This is a genomic window from Pseudomonas sp. GW456-L12, assembly GCF_059424045.1.
Genome location: NZ_JBWKZA010000001.1, coordinates 48,043 through 72,276, shown reverse-complemented (window position 1 = coordinate 72,276; position 24,234 = coordinate 48,043). Strand labels below are relative to the sequence as shown.

At 53.7% G+C, this 24,234-nt stretch carries 33 protein-coding genes, 1 tRNA gene and 1 pseudogene; 28 read left to right on the top strand and 7 right to left on the bottom strand.

Annotated elements, in window-relative coordinates; translation table 11 throughout:
• Window positions 1–35: 35 nt before the first annotated feature.
• From rpmI to AC07Y9_RS00480, 7 genes are all read left to right on the top strand, one after another.
• Window positions 36–230 (top strand): 50S ribosomal protein L35, encoded by a 195-nt coding sequence (gene rpmI / locus AC07Y9_RS00510; RefSeq protein ID WP_002553160.1) that lies wholly within the window; start codon window positions 36–38, stop codon window positions 228–230.
• A gap of 30 nt (window positions 231–260) precedes the next feature.
• Window positions 261–617, top strand: coding sequence for a 50S ribosomal protein L20 (gene rplT, locus AC07Y9_RS00505; protein WP_007905879.1), 357 nt, complete (start codon window positions 261–263; stop codon window positions 615–617).
• Between the two features lie 109 nt (window positions 618–726).
• Entirely contained in the window at window positions 727–1,743 is a 1,017-nt protein-coding gene (pheS, locus tag AC07Y9_RS00500) for a phenylalanine--tRNA ligase subunit alpha (RefSeq protein WP_007920512.1), read from the top strand.
• A gap of 36 nt (window positions 1,744–1,779) precedes the next feature.
• The gene (gene pheT, locus AC07Y9_RS00495) at window positions 1,780–4,158 is read left to right on the top strand and encodes a phenylalanine--tRNA ligase subunit beta (RefSeq protein WP_102680200.1); all 2,379 of its coding nucleotides are present in this window, start codon (window positions 1,780–1,782) and stop codon (window positions 4,156–4,158) included.
• Between the two features lie 3 nt (window positions 4,159–4,161).
• A complete protein-coding gene (gene ihfA / locus AC07Y9_RS00490; RefSeq protein ID WP_002553164.1) occupies window positions 4,162–4,464 on the top strand; it encodes an integration host factor subunit alpha in 303 nt (100 codons plus the stop codon).
• On the top strand, window positions 4,445–4,801 hold the full coding sequence (locus AC07Y9_RS00485; RefSeq protein ID WP_007920509.1) for a MerR family transcriptional regulator: 357 nt from the start codon (window positions 4,445–4,447) through the stop codon (window positions 4,799–4,801). Before ihfA ends, AC07Y9_RS00485 begins: the two co-directional genes overlap by 20 nt.
• Window positions 4,802–4,892: 91 nt before the next feature.
• Window positions 4,893–4,969 (top strand) — tRNA-Pro (locus tag AC07Y9_RS00480).
• Window positions 4,970–5,038: 69 nt separating this feature from the next.
• Here the strand turns inward: AC07Y9_RS00480 and AC07Y9_RS00475 are convergent.
• From AC07Y9_RS00475 to AC07Y9_RS00460, 4 genes are read right to left on the bottom strand one after another with little or no spacing between them, the layout of a single operon-like run.
• Window positions 5,039–6,166: a tyrosine-type recombinase/integrase gene (locus tag AC07Y9_RS00475; RefSeq protein ID WP_256580962.1), complete on the bottom strand. Its 1,128-nt coding sequence runs from the start codon at window positions 6,164–6,166 to the stop codon at window positions 5,039–5,041.
• A complete protein-coding gene (locus AC07Y9_RS00470) occupies window positions 6,088–6,489 on the bottom strand; it encodes a hypothetical protein (protein ID WP_256580959.1) in 402 nt (133 codons plus the stop codon). The genes AC07Y9_RS00475 and AC07Y9_RS00470 overlap by 79 nt, the downstream gene beginning before the upstream one ends.
• Window positions 6,490–6,528: 39 nt before the next feature.
• The gene (locus tag AC07Y9_RS00465) at window positions 6,529–7,071 is read right to left on the bottom strand and encodes a hypothetical protein (protein WP_256580958.1); all 543 of its coding nucleotides are present in this window, start codon (window positions 7,069–7,071) and stop codon (window positions 6,529–6,531) included.
• Window positions 7,072–7,099: 28 nt separating this feature from the next.
• A complete protein-coding gene (locus AC07Y9_RS00460; RefSeq protein WP_102680198.1) occupies window positions 7,100–7,288 on the bottom strand; it encodes a hypothetical protein in 189 nt (62 codons plus the stop codon).
• Window positions 7,289–7,610: 322 nt separating this feature from the next.
• On the opposite strand from AC07Y9_RS00460, the gene AC07Y9_RS00455 reads away from it, so the two are divergent.
• The 4 genes from AC07Y9_RS00455 to AC07Y9_RS00440 all read left to right on the top strand — a co-directional run bounded on the left by AC07Y9_RS00455 (window position 7,611) and on the right by AC07Y9_RS00440 (window position 10,383).
• Window positions 7,611–7,814, top strand: coding sequence for a hypothetical protein (locus AC07Y9_RS00455; RefSeq protein WP_102680197.1), 204 nt, complete (start codon window positions 7,611–7,613; stop codon window positions 7,812–7,814).
• A gap of 325 nt (window positions 7,815–8,139) precedes the next feature.
• Window positions 8,140–9,060 (top strand): BstA C-terminal domain-containing protein, encoded by a 921-nt coding sequence (locus tag AC07Y9_RS00450; protein ID WP_102680196.1) that lies wholly within the window; start codon window positions 8,140–8,142, stop codon window positions 9,058–9,060.
• Window positions 9,061–9,407: 347 nt separating this feature from the next.
• Window positions 9,408–9,992 carry a hypothetical protein gene (locus AC07Y9_RS00445; protein WP_146021777.1) on the top strand — a complete coding sequence of 195 codons (585 nt, stop codon included), beginning with the start codon at window positions 9,408–9,410 and terminating at the stop codon, window positions 9,990–9,992.
• 19 nt (window positions 9,993–10,011) lie between these two features.
• Window positions 10,012–10,383 carry a hypothetical protein gene (locus AC07Y9_RS00440; protein ID WP_146021776.1) on the top strand — a complete coding sequence of 124 codons (372 nt, stop codon included), beginning with the start codon at window positions 10,012–10,014 and terminating at the stop codon, window positions 10,381–10,383.
• Between the two features lie 296 nt (window positions 10,384–10,679).
• Here the strand turns inward: AC07Y9_RS00440 and AC07Y9_RS00435 are convergent, their stop codons facing one another.
• Entirely contained in the window at window positions 10,680–11,909 is a 1,230-nt protein-coding gene (locus AC07Y9_RS00435; RefSeq protein ID WP_102680195.1) for a hypothetical protein, read from the bottom strand.
• Between the two features lie 118 nt (window positions 11,910–12,027).
• On the opposite strand from AC07Y9_RS00435, the gene AC07Y9_RS00430 reads away from it, so the two are divergent.
• From AC07Y9_RS00430 to AC07Y9_RS00420, 3 genes are all read left to right on the top strand, one after another.
• Entirely contained in the window at window positions 12,028–12,618 is a 591-nt protein-coding gene (locus tag AC07Y9_RS00430) for an Nmad2 family putative nucleotide modification protein (protein ID WP_102680194.1), read from the top strand.
• A gap of 913 nt (window positions 12,619–13,531) precedes the next feature.
• On the top strand, window positions 13,532–14,533 hold the full coding sequence (locus AC07Y9_RS00425) for a hypothetical protein (protein WP_146021775.1): 1,002 nt from the start codon (window positions 13,532–13,534) through the stop codon (window positions 14,531–14,533).
• A 21-nt stretch (window positions 14,534–14,554) separates the two neighbouring features.
• A complete protein-coding gene (locus tag AC07Y9_RS00420) occupies window positions 14,555–14,905 on the top strand; it encodes a helix-turn-helix transcriptional regulator (protein ID WP_371858220.1) in 351 nt (116 codons plus the stop codon).
• Window positions 14,906–14,916: 11 nt separating this feature from the next.
• Here AC07Y9_RS00420 and AC07Y9_RS00415 read toward each other — a convergent pair whose 3' ends face one another.
• Window positions 14,917–15,396 (bottom strand): Arc family DNA-binding protein, encoded by a 480-nt coding sequence (locus AC07Y9_RS00415; protein WP_102680191.1) that lies wholly within the window; start codon window positions 15,394–15,396, stop codon window positions 14,917–14,919.
• A 120-nt stretch (window positions 15,397–15,516) separates the two neighbouring features.
• Here AC07Y9_RS00415 and AC07Y9_RS00410 point away from each other — a divergent pair, with 120 nt between their 5' ends.
• From AC07Y9_RS00410 to AC07Y9_RS00390, 5 genes and pseudogenes are all read left to right on the top strand, one after another.
• On the top strand, window positions 15,517–15,690 hold the full coding sequence (locus AC07Y9_RS00410) for an Arc family DNA-binding protein (protein ID WP_146021774.1): 174 nt from the start codon (window positions 15,517–15,519) through the stop codon (window positions 15,688–15,690).
• 74 nt (window positions 15,691–15,764) lie between these two features.
• Entirely contained in the window at window positions 15,765–16,076 is a 312-nt protein-coding gene (locus tag AC07Y9_RS00405) for a DUF3077 domain-containing protein (protein WP_102680210.1), read from the top strand.
• Window positions 16,073–16,879 carry a phage antirepressor KilAC domain-containing protein gene (locus AC07Y9_RS00400; protein WP_102680190.1) on the top strand — a complete coding sequence of 269 codons (807 nt, stop codon included), beginning with the start codon at window positions 16,073–16,075 and terminating at the stop codon, window positions 16,877–16,879. The genes AC07Y9_RS00405 and AC07Y9_RS00400 overlap by 4 nt, the downstream gene beginning before the upstream one ends.
• A 108-nt stretch (window positions 16,880–16,987) precedes the next feature.
• Window positions 16,988–17,737 carry a zeta toxin family protein gene (locus tag AC07Y9_RS00395; protein ID WP_102680189.1) on the top strand — a complete coding sequence of 250 codons (750 nt, stop codon included), beginning with the start codon at window positions 16,988–16,990 and terminating at the stop codon, window positions 17,735–17,737.
• Between the two features lie 287 nt (window positions 17,738–18,024).
• A pseudogene (locus tag AC07Y9_RS00390) lies at window positions 18,025–18,271 on the top strand (helix-turn-helix domain-containing protein).
• A 51-nt stretch (window positions 18,272–18,322) separates the two neighbouring features.
• Here the strand turns inward: AC07Y9_RS00390 and AC07Y9_RS00385 are convergent.
• Window positions 18,323–18,748 carry a helix-turn-helix domain-containing protein gene (locus tag AC07Y9_RS00385; RefSeq protein WP_102680187.1) on the bottom strand — a complete coding sequence of 142 codons (426 nt, stop codon included), beginning with the start codon at window positions 18,746–18,748 and terminating at the stop codon, window positions 18,323–18,325.
• A gap of 99 nt (window positions 18,749–18,847) precedes the next feature.
• Between AC07Y9_RS00385 and AC07Y9_RS00380 the strand changes: the two genes are divergently transcribed.
• The 9 genes from AC07Y9_RS00380 to AC07Y9_RS00340 all read left to right on the top strand — a co-directional run bounded on the left by AC07Y9_RS00380 (window position 18,848) and on the right by AC07Y9_RS00340 (window position 24,077).
• Entirely contained in the window at window positions 18,848–19,093 is a 246-nt protein-coding gene (locus AC07Y9_RS00380; protein ID WP_016704879.1) for a transcriptional regulator, read from the top strand.
• A 123-nt stretch (window positions 19,094–19,216) separates the two neighbouring features.
• Window positions 19,217–19,639, top strand: a complete 423-nt coding sequence (locus tag AC07Y9_RS00375; RefSeq protein WP_102680186.1) for a phage regulatory CII family protein — start codon at window positions 19,217–19,219, stop codon at window positions 19,637–19,639.
• Window positions 19,640–19,701: 62 nt separating this feature from the next.
• Window positions 19,702–20,250 carry a hypothetical protein gene (locus AC07Y9_RS00370; RefSeq protein WP_146021773.1) on the top strand — a complete coding sequence of 183 codons (549 nt, stop codon included), beginning with the start codon at window positions 19,702–19,704 and terminating at the stop codon, window positions 20,248–20,250.
• Window positions 20,247–20,507, top strand: coding sequence for a hypothetical protein (locus tag AC07Y9_RS00365; RefSeq protein WP_102680184.1), 261 nt, complete (start codon window positions 20,247–20,249; stop codon window positions 20,505–20,507). Before AC07Y9_RS00370 ends, AC07Y9_RS00365 begins: the two co-directional genes overlap by 4 nt.
• Window positions 20,504–20,695, top strand: coding sequence for a hypothetical protein (locus tag AC07Y9_RS00360; RefSeq protein WP_102680183.1), 192 nt, complete (start codon window positions 20,504–20,506; stop codon window positions 20,693–20,695). Before AC07Y9_RS00365 ends, AC07Y9_RS00360 begins: the two co-directional genes overlap by 4 nt.
• Window positions 20,692–21,552: a helix-turn-helix domain-containing protein gene (locus AC07Y9_RS00355; protein WP_102680182.1), complete on the top strand. Its 861-nt coding sequence runs from the start codon at window positions 20,692–20,694 to the stop codon at window positions 21,550–21,552. The genes AC07Y9_RS00360 and AC07Y9_RS00355 overlap by 4 nt, the downstream gene beginning before the upstream one ends.
• Window positions 21,549–23,369 (top strand): bifunctional DNA primase/helicase, encoded by a 1,821-nt coding sequence (locus AC07Y9_RS00350; protein ID WP_102680181.1) that lies wholly within the window; start codon window positions 21,549–21,551, stop codon window positions 23,367–23,369. Before AC07Y9_RS00355 ends, AC07Y9_RS00350 begins: the two co-directional genes overlap by 4 nt.
• Window positions 23,370–23,406: 37 nt before the next feature.
• Window positions 23,407–23,694, top strand: a complete 288-nt coding sequence (locus AC07Y9_RS00345) for a hypothetical protein (RefSeq protein WP_102680180.1) — start codon at window positions 23,407–23,409, stop codon at window positions 23,692–23,694.
• A complete protein-coding gene (locus tag AC07Y9_RS00340) occupies window positions 23,691–24,077 on the top strand; it encodes an antiterminator Q family protein (RefSeq protein ID WP_102680179.1) in 387 nt (128 codons plus the stop codon). Before AC07Y9_RS00345 ends, AC07Y9_RS00340 begins: the two co-directional genes overlap by 4 nt.
• Window positions 24,078–24,234: the final 157 nt, after the last annotated feature.

Here is a 24,234-nt window from a genome sequence, read left to right as displayed (position 1 = left end):
ATTATGTTTATCAACTGAATGCGGAGTATCCGAACATGCCAAAGATGAAAACCAAAAGTGGTGCTGCTAAGCGGTTTCTGAAAACTGCTAACGGTATCAAGCACAAGCACGCTTTCAAGAGCCACATCCTGACCAAAATGTCGACCAAGCGTAAGCGTCAACTGCGCGGTAGCAGCTTGCTGCATCCGTCTGACGTGGCAAAAGTCGAGCGCATGCTGCGCCTTCGTTAATTTTTGGATCAAGAATAGAGGAAGTAACTCATGGCTCGTGTAAAGCGTGGCGTCATTGCCCGTAAACGTCACAAAAAAATTCTGAAACTTGCTAAAGGCTACTACGGCGCACGCTCCCGCGTATTCCGTGTTGCCAAGCAAGCGGTAATCAAGGCAGGCCAATACGCCTACCGCGACCGTCGTCAGAAAAAACGTCAGTTCCGCGCTCTGTGGATCGCTCGTATCAACGCTGGTGCTCGTATCAACGGTCTGTCCTACAGCCGTTTCATCGCCGGCCTGAAAAAAGCGTCCATCGAGATCGACCGTAAGGTTCTGGCTGATCTGGCAGTGAACGAAAAAGCGGCGTTTGCTGCGATTGTCGAGAAAGCTAAAGCCACTCTGGCTTAAGTACCCCCGACAGTCACCCGGGCTCACCTCTGTGGGCTCAGGTGTTAAACGTCATAAATAGGGGAAGAGCCTACAAGCTCTTCCCCTATTTTGTATCTGGAGTCTGTACATGGAAAACCTGGATGCGCTGGTCTCTCAAGCACTAGAGGCTGTGCAAAGCGCTGAAGACATCAATGCCCTGGAGCAAATCCGGGTTCAGTACCTTGGCAAGAAGGGTGAATTGACTCAGGTGATGAAGACCCTGGGGAATTTGCCGGCAGAGGAGCGCCCGCAAGTCGGCGCCCTGATTAACGTTGCCAAGGAGCGTGTTACAGAGGCTCTCAATACGCGTAAGGCTTTGTTTGAAGAAGCCGAGCTGGCTGCCAAACTGTCCGCTGAGTCCATCGATGTGACCCTGCCTGGCCGTGGCCAGGTCTCCGGCGGTCTGCATCCTGTGACCCGGACTCTGGAACGTATTGAACAGTTCTTCACTCATATCGGCTACGGCATCGCCGAAGGCCCTGAGGTCGAAGACGACTATCACAACTTCGAGGCGCTCAACATCCCAGGCCACCACCCGGCCCGTTCGATGCATGACACCTTCTATTTCAACGCGAACATGCTGTTGCGCACCCATACCTCGCCGGTACAGGTCCGCACCATGGAATCGCAGCAGCCGCCGATCCGCATCGTCTGCCCAGGCCGTGTGTACCGTAGCGACTCGGATATCACTCACTCGCCGATGTTCCACCAGGTCGAAGGCCTGCTGATCGATCGCGACATTAATTTCGCCGACCTCAAGGGAACCATCGAAGAGTTTCTGCGGGTGTTCTTCGAAAAAGAACTGGCGGTGCGTTTCCGTCCTTCGTACTTCCCGTTCACCGAGCCGTCCGCCGAAGTCGACATGGAATGTGTGATGTGCAGCGGCAAGGGCTGCCGTGTCTGCAAGCAGACCGGTTGGCTGGAAGTCATGGGCTGCGGCATGGTTCACCCGAATGTGCTGCGCATGTCCGGGATCGATCCGGAAGAGTTCCAGGGTTTTGCCTTCGGCATGGGCGCCGAACGTCTGGCCATGCTGCGTTACGGCGTGAATGACTTGCGCCTGTTCTTCGACAACGACTTGCGGTTCCTCGCGCAATTTCGCTAGGTCGCACGCCCGTAACGAATCTTTCAGGAGAGCAGGATGAAATTCAGTGAACAATGGCTGCGTGGCTGGGTAAGTCCGCAGGTAAGTCGCGACGAGCTGGTTGCTCGTCTGTCGATGGCCGGTCTTGAGGTCGATAGCGTAACACCGGCCGCCGGTGTTTTCAGTGGTGTGGTAGTGGGCGAGGTGCTGAGCACCGAGCAACACCCTGATGCCGACAAGCTGCGTGTTTGCCAGGTCAGCAATGGCGCGGAAACCTTCCAGGTCGTGTGCGGTGCGCCAAACGTGCGTCCGGGCCTGAAGATCCCTTTCGCCATGATCGGCGCGGAGCTGCCTGGCGACTTCAAGATCAAGAAGGCCAAGCTGCGCGGCGTCGAGTCGAACGGCATGCTGTGCTCCCAGGCAGAGCTGCAGGTGGGAGAGGGCAATGACGGTCTGATGGAGCTACCGGTGGATGCGCCGGTAGGCAAGGATTTCCGTGAGTACCTGGAGTTGGACGACGCCAGCATCGAGGTCGACCTGACCCCGAATCGTGGTGATTGCCTGTCGCTGGCGGGGCTCGCCCGTGAAGTAGGCGCGCTCTACGCAGCGCCTGTCGCCCGTCCGGTGGTGCTATCCGTGGCACCTGCGCACGACGAAGTGCGTCCGGTTGAAGTGCTGGCGCCTGCTGCCTGCCCGCGTTATCTGGGCCGAGTTGTCCGCAATGTCGACCTGTCCAAGCCGACCCCGCTGTGGATGGTCGAGCGTCTGCGTCGCGCTGATGTACGCAGCATCGATGCGGCCGTAGACATCACCAACTACGTGATGCTGGAGCTGGGGCAACCGCTGCATGCTTTCGACCTCGCCGAAATCAACGGTGGCATCCGTGTGCGGATGGCCGAAGAGGGCGAGAAGCTGGTCTTGCTCGACGGCCAGGAAGTGGCCCTGCGCAGCGATACCCTGGTTATCGCCGACCATACCCGTGCCCTGGCGATTGCCGGTGTCATGGGCGGCGAGCACAGCGGCGTAACGGCAACTACCCGTGACGTTTTCCTGGAAAGTGCCTTCTTCGACCAGATCGCTGTCGCTGGTAAAGCCCGTTCCTATGGCCTGCACACCGACGCCTCGCATCGCTACGAGCGTGGTGTGGACTGGCAATTGGCCCGTGAAGCCATGGAGCGCGCCACCGGCTTGCTGCTGGAGATTACTGGTGGCGAAGCTGGCCCGATCATCGAAGCAGTCAGCGAGCAGCACCTGCCGTCGATCGCTCCGGTCACTCTACGTGCCGAGCGCATCACCCAGATGCTGGGCATGGAAATCGAAGCGGCAGAAGTCGAGCGTCTGCTCGGCGCACTGGGTCTGAAGATTTCCGCCGATGGAGCAGGGCAGTGGCGCGTTGAAGTGCCAAGCCATCGCTTCGACATCAGCCTGGAAGTCGATCTGATCGAAGAACTGGCTCGCCTGTACGGTTACAACCGCCTACCGGTTCGCTACCCTCAGGCGCGCCTGGCTCCACAATCCAAGGCCGAAGCTCGTAGCGATCTGCCTGAGCTGCGTCGTTTGCTGGTGGTCCGCGGTTATCAGGAAGCTATTACTTACAGCTTCATCGATCCGAAACAGTTCGAGTTGTTTAATCCAGGTGTCGAGCCGTTGTTGCTGGCTAATCCGATTTCCAACGACATGGCTGCCATGCGTTCCTCGCTGTGGCCGGGGCTGGTCAAGGCGCTTCAGCACAACCTGAACCGCCAGCAGGACCGTGTCCGTCTGTTTGAGAGCGGCCTGCGTTTCGTCGGTCAACTGGAAGGCTTGAAGCAAGAGCCGATGCTGGCCGGTGTGGTATGCGGTACTCGTCTGCCGGAAGGCTGGGCACAAGGTCGCGATGTCGTGGACTTCTTCGACGTCAAGGCCGACGTGGAAGCGGTGCTGGGTTTTGCCGGTGCACTCGATGCGTTCACTTTCGTGCCTGGCAAGCACCCTGCGTTGCACCCGGGTCAAACCGCGCGCATCGAGCGTGAAGGTCGTCTGGTTGGTTATATTGGCGCTATCCACCCTGAATTGTCGAAAACCCTCGGTCTCGACCGTCCGGTCTTCGTTTTCGAGCTGGTTCTGGCCGAAGTAGCCTCGGGAAAAATGCCTGAATTCCGTGAGTTGTCGCGCTTTCCTGAAGTGCGTCGTGACTTGGCCTTGCTGGCTGATCGCGATGTCGCTGCCAGTGCGGTACTGGATGTAATCCGTGAGAATGCAGGCGAATGGCTGACAGACCTCAGGTTGTTTGACGTGTACCAAGGTAAAGGCATTGATCCTCATAGAAAAAGCCTTGCAGTTGGCTTGACCTGGCAGCATCCATCGCGCACTCTTAATGACGATGAGGTGAACTCCACGACGCAAAATATCCTCACCTCGCTCGAACAAAGGTTGAACGCCACGTTAAGGAAGTGACGTATGGGGGCTCTGACGAAAGCTGAAATGGCCGAACGTCTCTACGAAGAGCTGGGCCTGAATAAACGTGAGGCCAAGGAATTGGTTGAGCTGTTTTTTGAGGAAATCAGGCACGCTCTCGAAGATAACGAACAGGTCAAATTGTCCGGTTTCGGTAACTTCGATCTTCGGGATAAACGCCAGCGACCTGGCCGCAACCCGAAGACGGGTGAAGAAATCCCGATCACGGCACGCCGTGTGGTCACCTTTCGTCCAGGGCAGAAGTTGAAGGCCCGAGTTGAGGCTTATGCTGGAACCAAGTCATAACGACGAGCTCCCGGTCATTCCGGGCAAGCGCTACTTCACCATCGGTGAAGTCAGCGAGCTCTGTGCGGTCAAGCCGCATGTGCTGCGTTATTGGGAGCAGGAGTTTCCTCAACTCAACCCCGTCAAGCGCCGCGGAAATCGCCGGTATTATCAGCGTCAGGATGTGCTGATGATCCGGCAGATCCGCGCGTTGCTGTATGATCAGGGATTCACCATCGGCGGAGCACGCCTGCGCCTTTCCGGTGATGAAGCCAAAGACGACACCACCCAGTACAAGCAATTGATCCGTCAGATGATCTCCGAACTGGAGGACGTTCTGGTAGTACTCAAGAAATAATTTTCAGTCTTTAAAATACTTCCATATTTCAAAAGCTTGCGATATATTCTTGAACGCTTCGTTAAGAAGCAAACCCAGTAACACGCCTAGTCGGGGCGTAGCGCAGTCCGGTAGCGCACTAGCATGGGGTGCTAGGGGTCGAGTGTTCGAATCACTCCGTCCCGACCATATAATTCAATGACTTAGCCCAATCTTCACAGGTTGGGCTTTTTCATTTGTGGGGAGATTTTCGGGACTTCATCCTGTCCTCCTCTTCAAAATCGTCAGTACAGGCCCGCGTGAGTCCGTGGCTGATACCCTATTTGCAGCGTCGATCAGCTTCTCAAGCTCCGCGCCGGAGTAGTGGCTGGTGATGCTGCCGTTCTTGTGGCCGAGTAAGGCCTTGCGATCTTCCTCGGTTACGCCTGCCGCCCGAAGGCGACGACCAAACGTGTGTTTCAAATCATGCACCCTGATGGATGCGTACCCTGGGTGAGCGGGGCGAAGGTTTTCCTCCTGCCAGAGTTTCGCCGCTCTCGCCCGTGCTTTTTTCCAGGCCGAATCGTTCATGCGATGCATCGCGGTTCCGTTGTAGGGGAAAACCCACTCCCTACTGATGCCGCGCTGCTTGTCGATAACCGATTTGGCCACGGCATTGAGCACCACCAGGCGCTCGTCGCCATTCTTCACGCCGGATCGCTCGTTACGGCCGCCGAAGTCGGAAGGGATCAGAAAAACGCTGGTCCCCAGTTCCGGTACCTGGATTTCCCAATCCCATCTCAACTTGCAGACTTCCTGCTCCCGGCAACCCGTGTTCACCTTGAACAGGGCCATCTTCTGCAGGTGCGTCGGCAGCTCTCCAAAGAGGATCGACTGCTCGTCCCAAGTCATTGGGTAGGGCAGCCGCACCTTCTTCTTCAAATCGAGCTTTGTCAGCATCGGCACCGAGTCGAGCCAGGGCCTGCGCTCTTCATCCCGCCACTTTCTTGCGCAAAGCGACAGAATCCGGATCACCCGCTCAATGGAAATGTTCACTGTGCGAGGTGCAACTGGCTTCAGCTGCTTACCGCACGGTAGAACCATCCCGTTCAATCGATCAGCCACAAACTCCTCAAGTGCCTGGTCGTCGATGTGAGTCAACGGCAGATCCTTCAGATAGGGATGAAGGTGCGTGAGGTGGTGTGCCGAAAGCTTGATTGAGGGTTGGTCCTTGTACTCAAGCAGGAATCGCGTCGCTGCTTCCTCCCAGGTGCGTGTACGGCGAATACCGTAAACGCGCTCCTGGCGTAACTTTTCAAGCCTGTGAATCAGGTACTGCTCTGCTTCTTGCCGGTCACCAGTTCCAGTGCTTTCTCGAAGTCGCTCGCCCCGGAAGACCTTGTCGATTTGCCAGATGCCACCTTTCTGGTAGAGACCGGAGATCGTTTTTCGCGCCATTGTGTTGCTCCTTGGCGCTCGCTGCGAGGCCGATTGTTGTCCTGATTGGCTGCTTTTTCAATCGACTTGCTCTCGATGTAGGCGTCTGCCCATTCGTCGAGCTCGATCCGGTCGAAGCCAACGCCCTGTTTCCCGATCGGGAATTCGCGCACGTTCGGCCTGACCGTTTTGTTGAATTCGTCCTTGCACATGCCGAGGTAGCCAGGCGCATCACCGAAGCGAATGAAGCGCGGCTGAATACTGGTGACCTTGGCTGCTGTGGCATTTGCCATGGGGTGTCCTCGCCCGCGGTCAGCAGGCTTCAGGTTTATTCAGAATTGTGTTCGGGACAGTTGTCGCGACAGTTTGTAGAGTTGCGCCGCTCGACCGGCCCAGCGCACTTGTAAAGGGGCGAATGTGCTGGCCGGGACGAGCGCCAATTCAGATTTCGGGCGCGGGAATTTTGGAAAGCTCTGATAGTTACCGGCGTTGCGCGCGGCTATCGTTGAGTCGTTCGCCCAGTCCGTTGTCCTGACTATCCGTCGACTTTCCGGTGGGCTGTGGCGGACTCCTCCTGAGCTGCTGATGGGCATGTCCATCCGATAAGGGAATGCCTCTCCCTCCCACTTGCCCGGTTTGCCACGTATCGCACCATGGCGGTCATAGCGGTGAGGTTTCTTGCTGCTGAATAGCGCCTCACAAGCTTCGAGCAAGGCTGTCTCTCCCTGAATCGCCATCAACTCCCTACCAGCAATCGAACCCACTTGAATCCAGCCCGACTTTTCGCGGCCGTAGTTCTCCGTCTTGAACAGGCGGTAGCGATTCCGGTGCCCGGTATTGGGGGATGAGGTTTCAGAGTTCAGGTAGAAGGCCACTCCCTTACTTCGGACCCGAAGGAGTGTTCTAGCCATTCTGGGGCTCTCCCTGTTCCGCAGTAGCTTTCAGCTTGAAGCTGATACCGCATGCTGCTGCCAGGGAGGTGAGTTCACCGACGGTTGTCGAGCCTTCTTGTAGCGCCTGGCCGAAGCGAATCAGGCGAGCGCCAAGGTTGGCGAACTCATTCCCTTGAGAAGGGGTCGTGGATGTAGGCATGCTTTTCTCCAGGCAAGCCGAGGGCCTGCCGCGTTGTTGGCTTTCGCAAAAATGGATGGGGTGGTTCAGCGCCTTGGTTGGCGTTTAGCTAAATTAGCATAATGTAATTTTTATGCAATGCATTTTGCTAAATTTTAATTTGCTAATTTTTGAGCTCGGCAGGGCAGGGACGTTGCTAATCGTAGTGGCGAAGTAATGGTGCTAAATTTCGTATCGAAGAATTCGTGTTGGGGCCTGCTTCAAGGCTGTCAGGCTTGATGGCGACCTATGTTCTGAATGCGTTGTTCGCGCTGATCATCCAGCGCCGCGGAAGTGTTATTGAATGGCAAAGAAACAGCCGGCAGATACCAAAGCAGCGACTGCTGCTGATATCGAGCGATCAATCCAGGCCCTCAACAAAATGGCTGAGCGGCTCTGGGGCGATGGGCGAGAGACTGAGGCGCAAGCCCTGCTTAACGCCCTGGACGCACTAAACCGGGCGCTAGATCGGATAAGGATTGGAGAGAGCCGCAGGGTTCTTCATTGAAACGTACACGCCCCAGCTGAAGGCTGGGTGCATAAATAGTGAGGCTGATGGTTGATGGGGCTGCTCGATTTTTATCCGACCTTCTCGGCGGTCTTGCTAATCTCCAGCCTTACGAAAAGCCTCGCAGGGTCTTCACGCGAGGCTTTGTTGCATTCTGCGTGATGGTGGCTGTTATTGAGCTGATAGTGCTGAACCAGCTCTATGCCGTGCGCGGATAAGATGAAGGGTAGCCGTGTCTCTAAAGCAATACTACGATAGGATCGCTCGCTAAAAAGCGAGCTTGAAGGCCGCCTATATTTCTTTCTATTTCAAGGAGTTAGATTAAATGAAGGGTTTATTGAAGGCCACCCCAAGACAGTTCGCGCTCGACCTAGGAGTGGAGATCCAGCGCGACGTCAATGGCGTCGAGATGGGGGTTCTAGAAAATGGCATTCCATTTCTAACTCAACGTGGTTTAGCGCTTGTAGCAGGCGCCCCCCGTAGCGCGATACAGGACATAACGCAGGAGTGGGAGGAGCACTACGATGATGTCGTCCTCTCGAAAGACCGGATTTCCTTCATTAAGCAATACCTTAATGAGAAAGGATACAACGAGCGGAAACTGTATATTGAGACCGTAAGAGACGGGAGTCCTCACTATGCGTATCCCGATATAGTCTGCATGGCAGTATTGGAGTATTACGCTTTTGAGTCCAGATCCCCAAGTAAGTCAGCGTCTGACAATTATCGTAGATTTGCTACATATGGTTTGCAGCGCTTTATTTATGATTCGCTCGGTTATACTCCAGGAGACAAGTGGAAATACCATAATGACAGGGTTTCCATTTTAAATAATACGGCCCCTATCGGGCACTTCACTATTTTTTCAGAAATCAATGGCTTAGCTGTGGACCTAATTAACGCAGACTTGCCAGTGAACGATAAGACGATCCCGGATATCAGTGTAGGTATTACTTGGGGGAAATACTGGAGAGAAAATAGCCTGGCTGAGCTTTACGGCGAAAGGACAGAGTACGAGCATAATTACCCAAATTATTACCCCCAATCAATGAGCAACCCACAGCGCCCTTTCGCATATCCTGATGCGGCGCTTCCTACCTTCAGAAACTGGTTCAGAGAGGAGTATCTGCCGACAAAATTTCCAAAGTATATTCTTTCCAAGGCTAAGGTCTTGAGAGGTGGAACAGAAGAAGCTAAAGCCATCGCCGGCATGTACAGGCCGGAATTGCTGCCAGGTAAGAAATAACTCCCAAAGCCCGGCCCAGCGCCGGGCTTTTTCCATTTTTGCCTCTCACCAGAAGGCCAGTTCGATACTCTCTCTTCCCTACCTTCCAATGCAGTACATCATTCTGTGCAGAGGGCGAAAAATGAACAGAAAGATCACGACGCTCACTCTCGTGGGCCTCCTATCGATTTACACGCTCTTCTTGCCTTCCAGAGCCTAGGTATAGAGGTACGCCAAGCATCAGAATTCACCTTCACGCGCTTGGTGAAGGCTCCTATCTGTTCCTTAAGGCTTGACAATGCCAAACACCGATCTAGCGTTCACCTAAAGCACAGAAGCTTAAAGCTATCGAGCATGGAGGAGTGATCATGACAGCATTAAGAGTACTTATAAGCTCAACAATTATTGCTGGATGGTATTTGTTTCAAGGAACGGCGAATTCGGCAATGTTACCTACTGAGGAGGAGATTTTAGGAATACAACGTCTATGTGGCGCAGGAAATATTGAATCTGCATCAGCGAAGGTAAAAGTCGACGCCGCAATTAAAAGCTGGAAGGAGGCTGCAGTTACTGCTGAAACTGAAGTCGCAAAGAAAGACCTCACTGGGGCTCTAGGGCAAGTGAAAAGTGATGAGTATATTGGCCCAGTTTTTCAAATCTATGTGGACTGTGTAAGCAAAACCATACAACAGTTTATGGATAACGCTAGATTCGAGCCAATTAAGGTCAGTGTCACAGGTAGTAGCGCGCCACTAATTAGGAGTAATTACACTACTGATGAGCAAATGCAAAATGAGGGTTGCGACCAAGCAACTCAGGATGCACGGCCAAAGCTAACAAGGATGTGCGGAGATAAACTAATTTCAATTACAAGTGAGACATGTCCCAAGGCCACCGGCAGCCCTAGAACCTACACTTCGACAATAACAGCGACTTGCAAGTCCGGAATCTAACTCTTATAAGGACGCAATCATGTTTCATAAGAGCTTAATCCTGATACTTATACTTTCCTTTTCCAGTATTAGCTATGCAAGTTGCAATGTTAAGGAAATGATTACAATGAAAAAAGAAGGCTCTGGCCGCTCTATCATAAAGGAGAACTGTGATGAAGAGGTGGACGACGCTCCACGCTGCAATTTTTCTCGGGTTTTGAGTCTCGTTTTTCAAAATAAAAGTTCCTATACAATAGATAGCGAATGCGGCGCCTGTGAAAGACCTCAATGCGACACTCAAGCTGGGAGTTGTCCAATGAGGGTTCTTCCAAATGGGATGAGAGAGGGTGATGATTGTTTTTGTGCTTTGCCAATGGGCTCTATTGCAGGTACTCTTTCCTGCAACAATTAAAAAACATTAGGCCCTAGCATTAGAGTTATTTAACAGGCAGCACCTCAAGGGCGCCTTTATGTCGATAAGCAGTATAGTTACCAGTAGATGGAGCTTCTGCTGCTTAAGCAGCATTACGAGATTGCGTCCAGACAATCTAGTAGTTCACAACAGCTACGTTCATTGATCGATGAAGGCAGGTACCCGGTCCTGATAGATGAGAGTGGATATCGGCAGTAACTAATTGCCCACATTTAATGCCTTTCTCTTCCCCCTAGACGAAAGTCGCTCCACCGCCACTGAGCGGGCTTTTTGCTTTAGGTTGAGGGGAGAGCGGCAACCAGCTCCTCAAGGGAGATAATGTCTGTCTCCAGGTAGGAAGATCCAGCGTATGTCATAGCCAGTTGTTCGCCTCCGACGTCTATGATGTCCACAAGCCCAAGCAGGGAAAACAAATCGCATCCTTCGGCGCTCCCTACCTCAGGGGCTTCGAATTCATCCTCATCAACATACTGAGCGGCGAGGTCCTGAGCCTCCTCACGGGTCGCGAGAAGTTCTATTGCTGTAGGGGCCCAGTACTGGGAACGATCACAATAGATAATGGTATCTGGGCACCCAGAGCTCATGAGGCAGTAGGCGTGCTTCCCCTCAAGTGCTTGGTGATCCGAATGCTTTGGGCCGCGGCGAATAATCCAGGCTCCATTTGGTCCTCTGGCGCTGATATGGGGGATCAGGATCAACTGGCGGACCCACGGCGAGTAGTCGAAGAAGTCGATGGGGAGGGCTGGGCGCCCTAGATGCACTTCAGAGCTACCACACCTAAACTTCGATCGATGACTGTCTGCAGAAGACCATGCCCCGGATGGCTCCTGTTCTCTCATCAGTTTGATAATCGCCGGGATCAGCTCCTGAGACTTGCGCCCCATCATCGAGGCGCATCGCATTAAGTACCGCTCATCTTCTGCAACTTCTTCGGATGGAATCGGGGTGAGCATCTGCTTCCCGATCTCTACAAACTTCCACTCCCAGAGTCCGTCACGTTGCATATCAACCGCGATGTGATACTCGTTATGGTAGGTGCGCAGTTGTTCATCTCGCAGCGGGATAGCGTCTGTTTCGCGAGCAGCTCTGCCGGCGTGGATGTCTGGCTTGATTGCATCGATCGCGGCTTTCCAATCAGATCCTGGGCCTGACCAGATCAGGATTGCTTCAGGGAAGGCCACGCCTGATGCGTTCTCGCTCGGATTGCCAGGGTAGTAGCGCACGAGAGACGGAGAGCCAAAGAAGGCCTTGGCCCAGCTCCTAGTTGAGGGTACGACACCTTTATTTTGCAGCCCTATAACTAGATCCAGGTCACCACACGTCATTGCGCCACGGGCGTAGGACCCCACAACCCAGATCGATGTGATTTCGAGCTCACAAGTGAACTCACGGTAAATGTGCTTGTGTGTGATGCTACGGATGGAGTGCTCATCAAGCCTCTGGCAGATCCGGATCAGCTTTTTAGTGAACGACTCACGGGGATGACGCTTTTCGAGTGCGGCCATGCTCTCATCTCTGCAGGCGGGGCGAGGAGAACGACCGTATCATTCGGAGTGTTTGTAACACCATTAGCAACGGGTACAGCAGGTTCCTTCTTTTAGGGGCAAGCAGGGAGCACCACTCATGACTCGAATCTACGGCTATGTCATCACCCACGACACTGGCTTTGCCCCGAATCCCTATGGAGGCGTTCTAACTCTGGCCACCTGTAAGCCTGTAATTCGGCGCACAGCAAAAATGGGGGACTGGTTAGTTGGTACGGGATCGGCTTCTCGTGGCCTGAGAGGCAAGCTCGTATACGCCGCCAAGATCGATAAGGTGCTGACGCTCGAGGAGTACGGTAGGGATCCACAGTACGTCCTCAAGCGGCCTTCAGTGAGTGGAGATGATGCAAGTCGTCAAGGAGACAATCTGTATTTCAAGGACGAGGAGGGTGATTGGTTCCAGCGGGAAAGCGATCATCATGACTGCTCACATATGGATCGTGATTTGAGTGGTAAGAACGTCCTGATAGCGAAGTCGTTCTGGTACTTCGGTAGTAAAGCCCGTGATCTGCCTGAGAGTCTGCAACTGATCATAAAGGCTGGGCCTGGTCACAAGTGCACTGACTCTCCTGAAGTCATGGAGCGCTTGGAGAAGTGGCTGTCGCAGTTTGAGTTGGGTGTCGTTGGCGAGGCCGAAGTCTCCGGCTTAGGATCGTGTGGCTCTTGCTGAGGCTCGCTCTGATCGGTGCTGCAGACGAAGAGACTCGAACTCTTACACCTTGCGGCGCTGGAACCTAAATCCAGTGTTTCTAGAAAGCCTTCACCCCCCTTTAATCGATCGGGGTCACCCCGCCATAGCCCCAGTCAGTGTTTTCCCTGGTGCGCAGTGTTTGCGTCATAGGGGATCTGGGGAAAGGCCTTTCGGAAACTGGTCGTAACCATCTAGTCGAATCGGTCGGAAGAGCATCCTCATGAGTGCCATTGATGCCTCCTCGGCATGAGGAAAACCTCGCTCAAGTTGCCCCCACATTTGTCTTGCCAGTAGCCTTAGCTCTAGCCGTGCGCCGACCCGTGAAGTATGAAGCCAAACCATCACTGCCGCGGCCTCCTGAAGGCGTCCTTCGGTTTGGAGGGTTCTGATCATCCTATTGAGAGCTGAAGGGGTTTCCGGCTGAACTGTGTAAGCCCCAATTGGATCACTCAGAAGGAAGCCTGCGTCCTCCAATCGATTCCGAGTGTCTGCCGCAAGCGCCACGACTAGGCCAATCTCATCAGCGTCCATCTGGCTAAGCTGGGCAATGAAGGACGAAATTTCGCTTTCTTGAATACGGAGGTATCGGGCGAGCTTCCATTTTGTGAACAGCCCCATTTTTCCTTCCCTGATGATCATTGCTCGGTGTTGGTTGACGATAACCCACCTCATGGGCTCATGCCATTACGGCATCCTGGCTGTGTCCTTGGGCTGTGCTGCGCTGGCTGTTACCTTTTGCTAACTGGCGATAGACTGAGTGCTATTGCTGGTTGGATAGACAGTGTGTGAGCGTTCAAACCTTGTTTGGCCTAGCCAGACTGAACAGAGAGCGGGCCCCCACCGTTTGATCCATCAACCTATTTCGATACTGAGCGCTTGGGAGGGCGTAGAAATGGAACGTATTTATCGTCTTCTGGATTGGCTCGACATGGCGCAGGCTGTGGATTGGCTCAGCACTCTCACTGGATCCCCAATAGGTGAGAAAGAGTTATCGAGGCTGGTCTTCTCAAAGCAGTGTGACGTTTACATTCAGGCGCTCGGTTTAGCTGGCCATTACATCAATGACGAAGGTCACGAAGTAGAGGTAATCGGGCGCGGCTTCCAGCTAGTTCTCGGCACCGAAACCATTAGAAAGGCTGACAAAAAAAATGGGAAACCTGAAAAACGCAGTCTCAGCCTTGAAGGCGTCAGATATGAGCCAAACCCGTTAGATCGTGAAATAGCCATTAGAGCTGATTACGAATATTGGGAGGCGATTACTGAGGATGAGGAAGGGTTTCCGTTGTATTTCAAACCTACTGACATTCAGGCCTTAGCTGCAAAGATTACAGATGCTCCCGAGCAACCTGATTCAGCTCGGCTAGAAGATCTGAGGCAGCAACTCAAGCAGGAAAAAAGCGCTCGAGAGGCTGTCGAAGCCGAGCTTCTAAAGCGACGTGCTGAGGACGGCAAAAGAACTCTAGTCGACATTAGAAACATGCTTGTGCATGACGATGAAGAATTTAGGAGCATGCAAGAGCGTGCAGAACAGGCTGAGCGAATGGTTGCAGCTTTGGATCGGCAACTGACAGAGTTGAGCGAGAGCAAGCGCGCTAATGATAAAGCCTTTAAAGCTTTGACACAGGAGGTGCGGAAGCTTCATGGTCGCGAACAACCCGAAAACCAGCACGGGAAATCATCTACTGGTTTGACCTTTCCCTACGCCACTAAACAGCTAGAAGCCATGCGTGATGCAGCACTCGCTCACTGGGTGGCTCACGATAGATCCAAGCCGGCCCCCTATGGTATTCAAAAGACGGTAGCAACATTCCTGGCTGCTCGCACTGGAGAGAATGCTCGGAAGCTCGCCGAGTTGGCCGCGGCCATCAAGCCTGACGATCTTCCTAAAAGCTAACCAACAACCTGACATAGTGTCATGTCAGTATGTCAGGGCTGTCTGACATCAGACCTTGAGCCTCAATCTGTTTCCAGTCCCAATCAATGGCAGGAAACAGATATGTCCGAATTGAAAGATCAAGTTCTATTAGAGCCAGCCAACATCATCATTCGCATGCCTGAGGTCGAGAAGATTACAGGCCTAGCGCGTTCAACGATCTACAAGCGCTTGAAAGCCGATCCAACATTTCCACGGCCTGTTCCTCTAAGTAACGCCAATACTCGTGGCTCGCCTGTCGGATTCGTTTTGGCTGAGGTCCAAGAGTGGGTGGGGCAGCGTATGACAATGAGGGGAGTGCCTAGGACACACAGGAATTTTGAGAATAGCTGAGAGGAATGGGGTTATTCCTTTGGATAACGCTTCCGAGGCTTGGGGCCCTTTGGGGCAGCAGTAAAACCAACCATTTGATCAAGCTCTCCAAGTGCTTGGAATGCTCGCCTCAGTGCTTCGCCGATTTTCTCATTGGCTTGGCTCCCATCCTTCATTCGATGAGTCTCATGAAGACCCATGAGCAGAGCGTCTTTGTTGATGCTGGTCGTCATCCGCATTGGAGGAGGGTTGTTGTCGTCATTAATTTCATCGTCTTGTCTGATGCTCACCTCAACAGAAAGCCCTTTTTGCCGACCTATTTCTATCAAGGTGTCAACGAGTTCACCCATACCCATTGGTTTGGCGCGGTGTGATGCGAAGCTTTCTTCAAGGCGGGAAATAATCTCAGCATGCAAAGAGCGAGAGCCTTGTCTGGCGCTTTCGTCCAGTCGCTGACGGAGCTCGCTCGGCATGCGTATGGGATAGGGAGATATCGCGTGTCGATCGTTCATGACTGACCTGAATTTTGTATTAAGGGCAGTATGCGAAATGAATCAAAAAGACTCAATGAGTTAACTTGACTCTTTTTTGTTGTGAGTTAATATGAGTCCACAAACGACAAGGAGCAAAATATGAAAGATGTGCACAAGGTGGCCCCGTTCAGCTTGAGAATTGATGAACAGCTTAAGACAAAGGCAAGAGAGGCCGCGGTAGCTCATCGTCGAAGCCTGAACGCAGAGCTTGGACTGTTGATTGAGGAGGGTTTCAAGTGGCGGGAAATTCAAAGCAAGCAGGCAATAGCCTGAAACGAAGAAGTCCCGACGAGGTGAGAGTCGTCAGGACTTCAGGAAACGAGATCAACTTCGAGGAAGAAATCGTCATGGGTAAGCATACCGAAGTAACCGAAAAACTCAATGCTGGCGCTAGCAAGGTGCCGGTCACCGTTGAGAGTTCATTCACCCGTTGCAATAGCGAGCGTCAGGAACTGTTCGCTGTTTGCTCAGGCATTTCTGTAATAGATGCGCTTGGCGAGGCGTCTTGCATCCTCAGCGAGCTCAAAGGGCAGCTCGAGTTCATGGCAATGGGGAGAGACTCCATACCGCCAATCAACGCTTGGTCGTTTTACCGAGCAGTAGATTCGGCGAAGGCCGTAATCGACTCGGTCCAAGAAGGCTTGGAGAAAGGTCAATGAATATCTCCTCCAGCCAACATAGTCAGCCACTCGGTATCGCGACACATTTTCAGCCTCAACAAGGTGTGTCGCATAGCTCCATGTCCTCTCGCGAGATCGCCGATCTAGTGGATTCTCGCCATGACAAGGTCAAACAATCCATCGATCGCCTGGTAGAGCGCGGTGTAATCGTCCAACCCCCAATGGGGGATGAACAATTCCGTGACTCGATTGGCCGGCCGCGGACTGAATCCGTCTACCACGTTTGCAAGCGCGACAGCTTCATTGTCGTCGCGCAGCTCTGCCCTGAGTTCACAGCGCGCCTGGTCGACCGCTGGCAAGAGTTGGAAGAGCAGGTAGCCAAGCCGGCTTTCGACTACGCCGCGGCACTCAGTGATCCTCGAACTCTCCTGGCGCTGCTCACCGAAAACGTGACGAAGGTTGTCGCGTTGGAGGCTGACAACACTGAGCTGACCAAAGAGAACCATCTTCTGGAAGTGAAGGTGGAGCAGGACGCGCCGAAGGTGGCCTTCCACGACATGGTTGTGGTGTCACACAAGACGTACAACGCTGCCCAGGCTGCGAAGATCATCGGTACTGGCCGTACCAGGTTGTTGCAGTTCATGCGGCAGAAAGGTTGGGTGACCAGGGCCAATGAGCCGTACCAGGCGAAGATCGAGGCCGGGTTGCTCGATGTGAAGCTGGGTACCTTCGATCATCCGACTCAGGGCACGATCCCAACGTGCTCGACGCTGATCACCGGCAAGGGGCTGACCAAGCTGCAGGCCATGTGGCAGAGCAGGGAAGCGGACTTGCTTGAGTAGTAGAGAAGAGAGCCCGGCCTAGCGCCGGGCTCTTTGCTTTGTCCCAAAGCTGTGTGGTTTAGGGCGGGGCTAAATGTTAGTTTTTGGAAAACGGATTTCGAGTTCCCAATGACCCCTGAAGAAATAGAGTTAGAAGAAGCGGCTTTTCAGTTCGCCATTGCACACCGTCGTCCTCTCGCAAAGAAAATTGTCGATACCGATGTTTTTATCCCTGAGCGTGCTCCGCTCACTGTTTTTATGGCGGGCTCACCTGGTGCAGGGAAAACAGAGGTTTCCAAGGCAATGGTGGAGGCTCTGGAGAAGGGGCGTCAGGAGGTTGGGGGACGTCGAGTATTGCGAATTGACCCTGACGACTTCCGAGAGCTTATTCCAGGGTACTCAGGCGGAAACTCTTATCTTTTCCAGCGTGCTGTGACAAAAATCCTCGAAAAAGTCTTGGACAGAGCTTTTGAAAAGCGTGTTTCGTTCATCCTTGATGGGACGATGTCGAACCTTGGTGTAGCAAAGCGGAATATCGATAGGGTTCTGAATGGGAACCGAGTGGCCCAAGTAATGTATGTCTATCAGCGCCCAGAGCTCGCCTGGGAGTTTGTGAAGGCGCGAGAAATAACTGAGGGAAGAAATATTCCCATGGAAAAATTTGCTCAACAGTACCTGGCGGTGCGGAGGAATATTGTTGAGCTGAGGCGGTCCTATGGGCAGGATTTGCACATAGATTTGCTTGTAAAAAACACTGATTGCGCCGAGGAGTTCTATGAGGAAGGGGTAACTGTGGAGCAGATTGACGCCCTAATTCCTGAGACCTATGATTACCAGCAGCTCATTGAGCTACTGACTGAGGCTGATCGTCATGCGTAAAACTGACACCGAAGACTCTAGCCTGTTGGCTGATTTCTTCAGTAATGCCTCCTATGAAACCAAGCGTGAGGTTTTCAGGGAGGTGCTTCATAAGGCAAGCGCCTCTCAGCGTGAGGTGGTTGCACACGCGGCAAAAATCAAATGCTCACTGTCCACTGGTGACTCTGGTAGTAACAAAAAACCAGGCGCCTAGTTTTTTGAGTACCCAGTAGAAGCCCAGCCTGCCCGCTGGGCTTTTTCGTTTCTTCTCACCCCATAGTGGAGAACTGGAGAGAGCGAGGTGGGAAATGAAAAAGCGCGATCTGTTCGCTGAGCTGATGCAAGGTGTGGAGGAGATGGGCGAGCACCGGAAGGGGAAGATCATTCTTCGTCAGTACGGGATGGAGGGCACAGTCAGTGTTCGCCAGGAAAATTCGCACCAGTCCGGACACACTGAAGAATTGGGAGCAGTCAAAGCCGAATGCCCAGGCAGCATTGCTGATTAAGCTGGTCCAGCGTTTCCCTGATATGGTCGAGCGTTTTAACACTGTTTGAAGCGTTGATTATCCATAAGCCCGGCCTAGTGCCGGGCTTTTTGCATCTGGCTTAAGGTTTTTCGGCGTTGGCCTTCTCAAGCAGGCCTGCGATGCCCTCCAGCAGCACTAAGTCAGACTCCTTGAGCTTGCCCTTTGCCGCGGCTCTGGCCAGTTTTTCGATCACGGCGATCGCTCTGGGCGAGGCGGTTTGCTGCAGGGCTTTGTAGGCAGGGGATGGCTGATCTCGAACTTCATGGCGGGTGAACTCTCCCTCGATGAGGTTTGAGCCGTAGCCACTCGGGTTGACCAGGACACCTGGCGCCAAGCCGATCTTCTGCTCGAGATTGAGCGCAGCTTTCTCGCCCAGGCCGCGATGCCCGTTGAGGATCTGGGACAGATAGGAAGCGTCCAGATCGTGCTGGTCGGCGAAGTCTTTCTGGCTGAGTGGGCCGATGACACGCCGCAGCGCTTCGACCCGAAGGGTTTTCATATCCATAGACGAATAGTGTCCCTGCGTTAGCAAACAGTAAATTATAAATTGCTATTGTTTATTGAATTAGCAAAGAGTAATCTTAGGGCTCTTAGGAGAATGACCATGACGCTAATCGAATTCATGCGCTCCCTGGACGCCGTTTCGCTGGATGCCCTGGCTAAGCGTTGCGATACCAGCGTGGGCCAACTCAAGCAGGTTGCTTACAACGTACGCCGAGCTAATCCAGCTCTTGCGATCAAGCTTGAACGCGAGTCGGGGAGGGCGGTGACCTGTGAGGAGCTTAGACCTGATGTTGACTGGGCGTATCTGCGGAACTCATTGGCTGAGGCCAAGCAGTCAGCTGCCTGAAACGGTTGGAAACGGCTCTGAAACTCAATCTTTAAACTTGATTAAAAGTCTTCCCGCGGTGGTGAGCCCATTGTGCTCACCAAGCGAAAGCACTGCCACGACAACCACAAAGAGGTTTCCCGAATGGAACAAGTACACCGCGCGATTCATGAGGCAGTGCTGGAAGCGGGGCCTAAGCAGTTGGCTCACCTGATGGGCATGAGCCATACCGCGCTGCTCAATCGCAGCAATCCAAACGACGATTCGCACCGGCTGAACCTGGAGCAGTTTCTACAGATTCTGGTGCACAGCAAGAACCCTGAGCCACTGCAGCTTCTGGCCGGTGCCCTGGGCTATGTGCTGGTGCCTCAGGTGAGGCCGGAAGGGGTCAGCCTGGTTCAGGCATTGGTGCACCTGGCAGCTGAGTCAGGCGATGTCTCTCGCGCAGTTCACGACGCTATGGCTGATGGCCGTGTCACTCAGATCGAGAAGGCGGGAATCCAGAAAGAAATCGGCCATGTTCGGCAGTGTTTGCTGGTGCTCGAGGAGTCGGTGAAGGCGGCCTAAGCAAGGGCCGAGGAAATTCTTAAACGGCGCTGATACTCAACTGATTCAACGCATCAGTGACCATGAGATTGCCCATCAGAAACAGCTCGGCAGAGCAGGACTTGCATTATTTCAAAAGGGTGGATGATGAGATTCGCCCGGTCCAAAAAGCAACAAACCCGGCGGGAACCGGGTTCATCAATCGTCCTGTGCAACCAGGACAACACATCTCGAAGAGGCACCTAATAATGGCACACGCAATCCGTAGTGAACAAGTTCGCTCATTAATGGCAGTGAGTTTTCCGCCAACTCGTACGCGTGACGACCTGAGTTTCACGTCGCGCGATGAGCAGGGCCGCATGATCAACTGGCCGCGCAACAACCCTGGGGTAACAGCTGATTGGGGGAAAGGGGTTGGTTTCTTTGAGTCAGAGATAGGTGCGTTGGCGGCATTTGACGAGACGGAAGCCTTTTACGCAATTGAGTTCGCGATCACGGGTATGGCGGGGCGATGCACCTGTCTGGAAATTGGTTTCGCAGAGTCGGTGGCAAGAGCGGCTGTGCTTGGTCTTCGGGCTATGCGCTCTGGAGAAGCCCGATTTGAACCATCGGAGCAGGAGGACAACCAATGAGCCGGCAAAACCTACCCCTGAAACGCATCGCTGATGAGGCCGAGTCGATGCGCTCCACAGGCTACTTCGTCGACGCTCTTGGCCGTCTCTTTCTCGACCTGGCAGCAGAGGCTCCTTGCTCTGTCGAAAAGATCCTCAATGGTTACACCGTAGGTGGGATTGCTGAAGGGCTTCGGATCGTTGGTAGTGAGTTGATGTATCGGGCAGAAGAACTGCAGGGCCTGCTGGAGAAGCAGGCGAACAAGGAGTCTGTATGAGCACGATCACCAGCTACCCCTACCAGCTCAAAGTCACAGATGGCGTCGTACTGATCTGTGATCCCGATAAAGGTGAGCCTGTTATCCGGCTCACCCCCGAGCTCCATGAGGTGTTCATGGCTCACGTAAGCATTCTCGTCAAAGAGGCTCGTGAGCAGGCTGCTGAAGGGGGGAGGGGGAGAGCATGAGTTTTCAAGCAATGGCCTGGGCCGTAGAGCAAAAGCTGCCAACTCGGGAGAAATTTGTTCTGCTGATGCTGGCGAACCGTACGAACCACGACACAGGTCGTTGCGACCCCTCGCACAAGCGCTTGGCGGAAGACTGCGGTATGAGCCAGTCGACCGTTAAACGTGCCATTCAACAGCTCGAGGAGGATGGCTATCTCGTTGTCGAAAACCGGTCTGTTGAGGGGGTGAAAATCCCAAACCAATACCTGCTTTTACTCGACAGGGGGGTAGGGTCACACAGACCCTACCCCGTTCACAGTGAACCTAGGGTGGGTTCACACAGACCTGAGGGGTCAGGTCACACAGACCTGAGGGTAGGGTCACACAGACCTATAAAACAGGAATTAAACCTGGAAGGTAAACCTGAAGAGATTGGCGCAAGCGCCAAAACGAAAGATTTGGTCGGTGTGAAGGAAATGATTTCCACAGTGCCAGGCCTGAGCGAGCAGGTTGCCAAGGACTTCTTGAAAATCCGAAAGGCGAAGCGTGCGCCGCTGACTCAAACGGCATGGAGTCGAATCCTGGCCGTGTTGGCCGAGGCGGAGACCAAAGGGTGCAAACCGGAGTCCGCACTCGGTGAGGCGGTTGAGCGTTGTTGGCAAACTGTGAAAATCGAATGGCTCGTCAATGCAGGATTACTCAGCAGTGCTCAGGTCGTTCCGTTCCGTGCCAAGGGAGGGCCGCTGCAGCCTGGATTTTTCTACCACCCTGACGACAACGGCCTTGCCCCAGAAAAGCGTCGAGTATTGAGCTCTGAAACTCACGATCCGTGCACCGGCTACACGCTTGAATACATGCGTAAGCGAGGGCTTCTATGACGCCCTCCGAAGTGGCCCGCCGGCTGGCTGATCGTGTCGCTGATGTATGCCACCACCTGTTTCCATCCGGTAAGCGCGAAGGCTCCGAGTGGCGTGTGGGCAGCACCAATGGCGAAAAGGGTAAGAGTCTTGGTGTCTGTCTCAAGGGCGATAAGGCTGGTATCTGGTGCGACTTCTCCACTGGTGAGACGGGCGATCTGCTTGACCTGTGGTGCTCCGTTCGCAGTTGCGACCTGCGCGTAGCACTGACTGAAGCTAGGTCCTATCTGGGTCTAGCAGAACCGTCGCTGGCCGCTCCGGCGAAGAAGGTTTATGCACGTCCTGAGCGTCCAAAATGTGTGACACCAAAGCAAGACTCTCCGGTTATGGAGTACCTGAAGGGACGCAGCCTGACTGAGGACACGATTGCGGCTTTCAAGATCGGCGAGAGGGGGCGAGACATCGTGTTCCCGTTTCTGCGTGATGGTGGGCTGGTTCACTGGAAGACGTTGGGCATCGATCGCGAAGGTGGGAAGAAAAAAATATTCGCTGCCAAGGATTCAGAGCCATGTCTGTTTGGCTGGCAAACAATTCCGGCCGACACCCGCGAGGTGACCATCACTGAGGGAGAAATCGACGCCATGACGGCATGGCAGTACGGACGGCCTGCACTCTCAGTTCCCATGGGTGGTGGCACAGGGGCCAAGCAGGGGTGGATCGAACACGAGTACGGAAACCTGCAGCGCTTCGATACGATTTATCTGTGCCTCGACAATGACGAAGCAGGAAAGCAGGCAACTGAGGAGATCGTAAAACGCCTTGGGCGTGAACGTTGCCGCATCGTCGACTTAGGTTGTAAGGATTTTAATGTCGCGTTGGATAGCCTGTTTTACAGCCGTGAAGACATTGACGATTGCTACGCAAAAGCGAAGAGCCTCGACCCCGAAAAGCTGCTGGGCGTTCTCGAGTTTCGTGATGATGTTTGCGCTGAATTTTTCGAGCGAAACCCGACTGTTTCCGGAATGACTGTCCCGTGGAAAAAGTCCCTGGACGTCATCCGCTTTCGCAGCAGTGAAGTCTCCGTTTGGACTGGTTGGAGCGGCCATGGCAAGTCGCAGTTGCTGAACTACCTGGCGTTCCATGGCATGCGACAAGGTGAGAGGTTCTGTATCGCCTCCATGGAGATGCCTGCCAAACGAACTTTGCAGCGCATGGTTCGTCAGGCCGCGGGAATGAATTCACCGTCTCGAGGTTACATCAACGCGATTCTCGATTCGCTTGCTGAAAGGCTCTGGATCTACAACCAGGTGGGATCTGCGAAAACGCCTGAATTGATCGATACCTTTCGCTATGCGGCCAGGCGTTACGGAGTCAGTCAGTTCATCGTGGATAGCCTGGCCAAGCTTGGTATGGCTGAGGACGACTACAACGGCCAGAAACAGGCGATGGAAGCCTTGGTGGGGTTTGCTCATGAGATGGGTGTCCACGTTCACCTTGTGGCCCACCCACGTAAGGCTGATGACGAATGCAAAGCTCCAGGAAAGCTGGATGTCCGCGGCGGCGCGATTCTCACTGACCTTGCAGACAATGTGATCACGGTCTGGCGAAACAAGAAAAAAGAGGAAGCGCAGAAGGCTGGTGAAGAGACTCACGACCACCAAGCAGACGTGCACATGATCATCAGTAAGCAGCGTCTCACTGGAGTCGAGGAGAAGATTCCGCTTTGGTTTGATGCCGCATCTGCCCAGTACCTCGAGCACGAGGGCCATAAACCTCGACAGTGGGTGAACTATTCAGGTCAGCCAGAACAACGCCCAGATCTGCAGGTATCCGCATGAACCTCTACGCAATTCATATCGATAGTGGGGACTACGAATGAGCAATATTACCGCGGCGCTGCCGCGCAAAAGTATGAGTGGCTTGGAGCGCCAGTTCTTGAAGATCGCCGGCGAAGAGTTGGCGAAAGTGAAAGTCGGAGGGCCTACAGCTTTGGCGTACCTGCTGGACATGGTCGCGACCTGGCATGGCCTTCGTACTGAGATCGGTTTCCACTATTTTGGTCAGCGTTGGCTGATTGAGGGTAACGCGAAAAACAAGCCCGCCGACCGGCTGTTGCGGGATCTGTTTGGGCTGAGCGATCCAGCCCCGAGGAGAGCTGCATGAAAAAGCGCACGTATTTCGATAAGCCTCTTGGTGATACTGAGTATCTGCTTGAACAGTGGGGATGGTGGCGCATGGATGGGATGGGTGTTCCTGGATACGTTTCTCAGTTGGCCGCGGTAATGAGTCAGAGGAATCCTGTGAAAAGTATGAAGGCGTACGTCATTACCGACGATGTTGCTCTCGTGGTTGACCAGCTTCTTGCGCGGCTAATCAAGCGCGACCAGCAGATGGGGGATTTCGTCTGGCTCTACTTCGGCTCTAAATGGCCAGCCAACCGTATTGGAAGGGAAAACAGCATGTCAGAGCGCAAGGCCTGGGAGCTAATCAAAGCCGGCGTCGGCTGGATTGATGGGGCTTTGGATCAATCGGCAGAGGCTGCTTAAAAGTCCTTTCCGTACGGATAACGGTATGATTCTATGGCACGGTGTTCAGCTTCTCAGCACGACACCACAGAGAAAACCCGGCCAATGAGCCGGGTTTTTTGTTGCCGCTATTTAGCTATCACTATATACCTTGTTCTCCTTTCACTCGGAGACTACA

What these genes read in the sequence shown, in the direction of transcription:
- rpmI (WP_002553160.1), top strand. Translation starts at nt 36, where the DNA reads ATGCCAAAGATGAAAACCAAAAGTGGTGCTGCTAAGCGGTTTCTGAAA.
- rplT (WP_007905879.1), top strand. Translation starts at nt 261, where the DNA reads ATGGCTCGTGTAAAGCGTGGCGTCATTGCCCGTAAACGTCACAAAAAA.
- pheS (WP_007920512.1), top strand. Translation starts at nt 727, where the DNA reads ATGGAAAACCTGGATGCGCTGGTCTCTCAAGCACTAGAGGCTGTGCAA.
- pheT (WP_102680200.1), top strand. Translation starts at nt 1,780, where the DNA reads ATGAAATTCAGTGAACAATGGCTGCGTGGCTGGGTAAGTCCGCAGGTA.
- ihfA (WP_002553164.1), top strand. Translation starts at nt 4,162, where the DNA reads ATGGGGGCTCTGACGAAAGCTGAAATGGCCGAACGTCTCTACGAAGAG.
- AC07Y9_RS00485 (WP_007920509.1), top strand. Translation starts at nt 4,445, where the DNA reads ATGCTGGAACCAAGTCATAACGACGAGCTCCCGGTCATTCCGGGCAAG.
- AC07Y9_RS00470 (WP_256580959.1), bottom strand. Translation starts at nt 6,489, where the DNA reads ATGGCAAATGCCACAGCAGCCAAGGTCACCAGTATTCAGCCGCGCTTC.
- AC07Y9_RS00460 (WP_102680198.1), bottom strand. Translation starts at nt 7,288, where the DNA reads ATGCCTACATCCACGACCCCTTCTCAAGGGAATGAGTTCGCCAACCTT.
- AC07Y9_RS00455 (WP_102680197.1), top strand. Translation starts at nt 7,611, where the DNA reads ATGGCAAAGAAACAGCCGGCAGATACCAAAGCAGCGACTGCTGCTGAT.
- AC07Y9_RS00450 (WP_102680196.1), top strand. Translation starts at nt 8,140, where the DNA reads ATGAAGGGTTTATTGAAGGCCACCCCAAGACAGTTCGCGCTCGACCTA.
- AC07Y9_RS00445 (WP_146021777.1), top strand. Translation starts at nt 9,408, where the DNA reads ATGACAGCATTAAGAGTACTTATAAGCTCAACAATTATTGCTGGATGG.
- AC07Y9_RS00440 (WP_146021776.1), top strand. Translation starts at nt 10,012, where the DNA reads ATGTTTCATAAGAGCTTAATCCTGATACTTATACTTTCCTTTTCCAGT.
- AC07Y9_RS00435 (WP_102680195.1), bottom strand. Translation starts at nt 11,909, where the DNA reads ATGGCCGCACTCGAAAAGCGTCATCCCCGTGAGTCGTTCACTAAAAAG.
- AC07Y9_RS00430 (WP_102680194.1), top strand. Translation starts at nt 12,028, where the DNA reads ATGACTCGAATCTACGGCTATGTCATCACCCACGACACTGGCTTTGCC.
- AC07Y9_RS00425 (WP_146021775.1), top strand. Translation starts at nt 13,532, where the DNA reads ATGGAACGTATTTATCGTCTTCTGGATTGGCTCGACATGGCGCAGGCT.
- AC07Y9_RS00420 (WP_371858220.1), top strand. Translation starts at nt 14,555, where the DNA reads ATGTCAGTATGTCAGGGCTGTCTGACATCAGACCTTGAGCCTCAATCT.
- AC07Y9_RS00415 (WP_102680191.1), bottom strand. Translation starts at nt 15,396, where the DNA reads ATGAACGATCGACACGCGATATCTCCCTATCCCATACGCATGCCGAGC.
- AC07Y9_RS00410 (WP_146021774.1), top strand. Translation starts at nt 15,517, where the DNA reads ATGAAAGATGTGCACAAGGTGGCCCCGTTCAGCTTGAGAATTGATGAA.
- AC07Y9_RS00405 (WP_102680210.1), top strand. Translation starts at nt 15,765, where the DNA reads ATGGGTAAGCATACCGAAGTAACCGAAAAACTCAATGCTGGCGCTAGC.
- AC07Y9_RS00400 (WP_102680190.1), top strand. Translation starts at nt 16,073, where the DNA reads ATGAATATCTCCTCCAGCCAACATAGTCAGCCACTCGGTATCGCGACA.
- AC07Y9_RS00395 (WP_102680189.1), top strand. Translation starts at nt 16,988, where the DNA reads ATGACCCCTGAAGAAATAGAGTTAGAAGAAGCGGCTTTTCAGTTCGCC.
- AC07Y9_RS00385 (WP_102680187.1), bottom strand. Translation starts at nt 18,748, where the DNA reads ATGGATATGAAAACCCTTCGGGTCGAAGCGCTGCGGCGTGTCATCGGC.
- AC07Y9_RS00380 (WP_016704879.1), top strand. Translation starts at nt 18,848, where the DNA reads ATGACGCTAATCGAATTCATGCGCTCCCTGGACGCCGTTTCGCTGGAT.
- AC07Y9_RS00375 (WP_102680186.1), top strand. Translation starts at nt 19,217, where the DNA reads ATGGAACAAGTACACCGCGCGATTCATGAGGCAGTGCTGGAAGCGGGG.
- AC07Y9_RS00370 (WP_146021773.1), top strand. Translation starts at nt 19,702, where the DNA reads ATGAGATTGCCCATCAGAAACAGCTCGGCAGAGCAGGACTTGCATTAT.
- AC07Y9_RS00365 (WP_102680184.1), top strand. Translation starts at nt 20,247, where the DNA reads ATGAGCCGGCAAAACCTACCCCTGAAACGCATCGCTGATGAGGCCGAG.
- AC07Y9_RS00360 (WP_102680183.1), top strand. Translation starts at nt 20,504, where the DNA reads ATGAGCACGATCACCAGCTACCCCTACCAGCTCAAAGTCACAGATGGC.
- AC07Y9_RS00355 (WP_102680182.1), top strand. Translation starts at nt 20,692, where the DNA reads ATGAGTTTTCAAGCAATGGCCTGGGCCGTAGAGCAAAAGCTGCCAACT.
- AC07Y9_RS00350 (WP_102680181.1), top strand. Translation starts at nt 21,549, where the DNA reads ATGACGCCCTCCGAAGTGGCCCGCCGGCTGGCTGATCGTGTCGCTGAT.
- AC07Y9_RS00345 (WP_102680180.1), top strand. Translation starts at nt 23,407, where the DNA reads ATGAGCAATATTACCGCGGCGCTGCCGCGCAAAAGTATGAGTGGCTTG.
- AC07Y9_RS00340 (WP_102680179.1), top strand. Translation starts at nt 23,691, where the DNA reads ATGAAAAAGCGCACGTATTTCGATAAGCCTCTTGGTGATACTGAGTAT.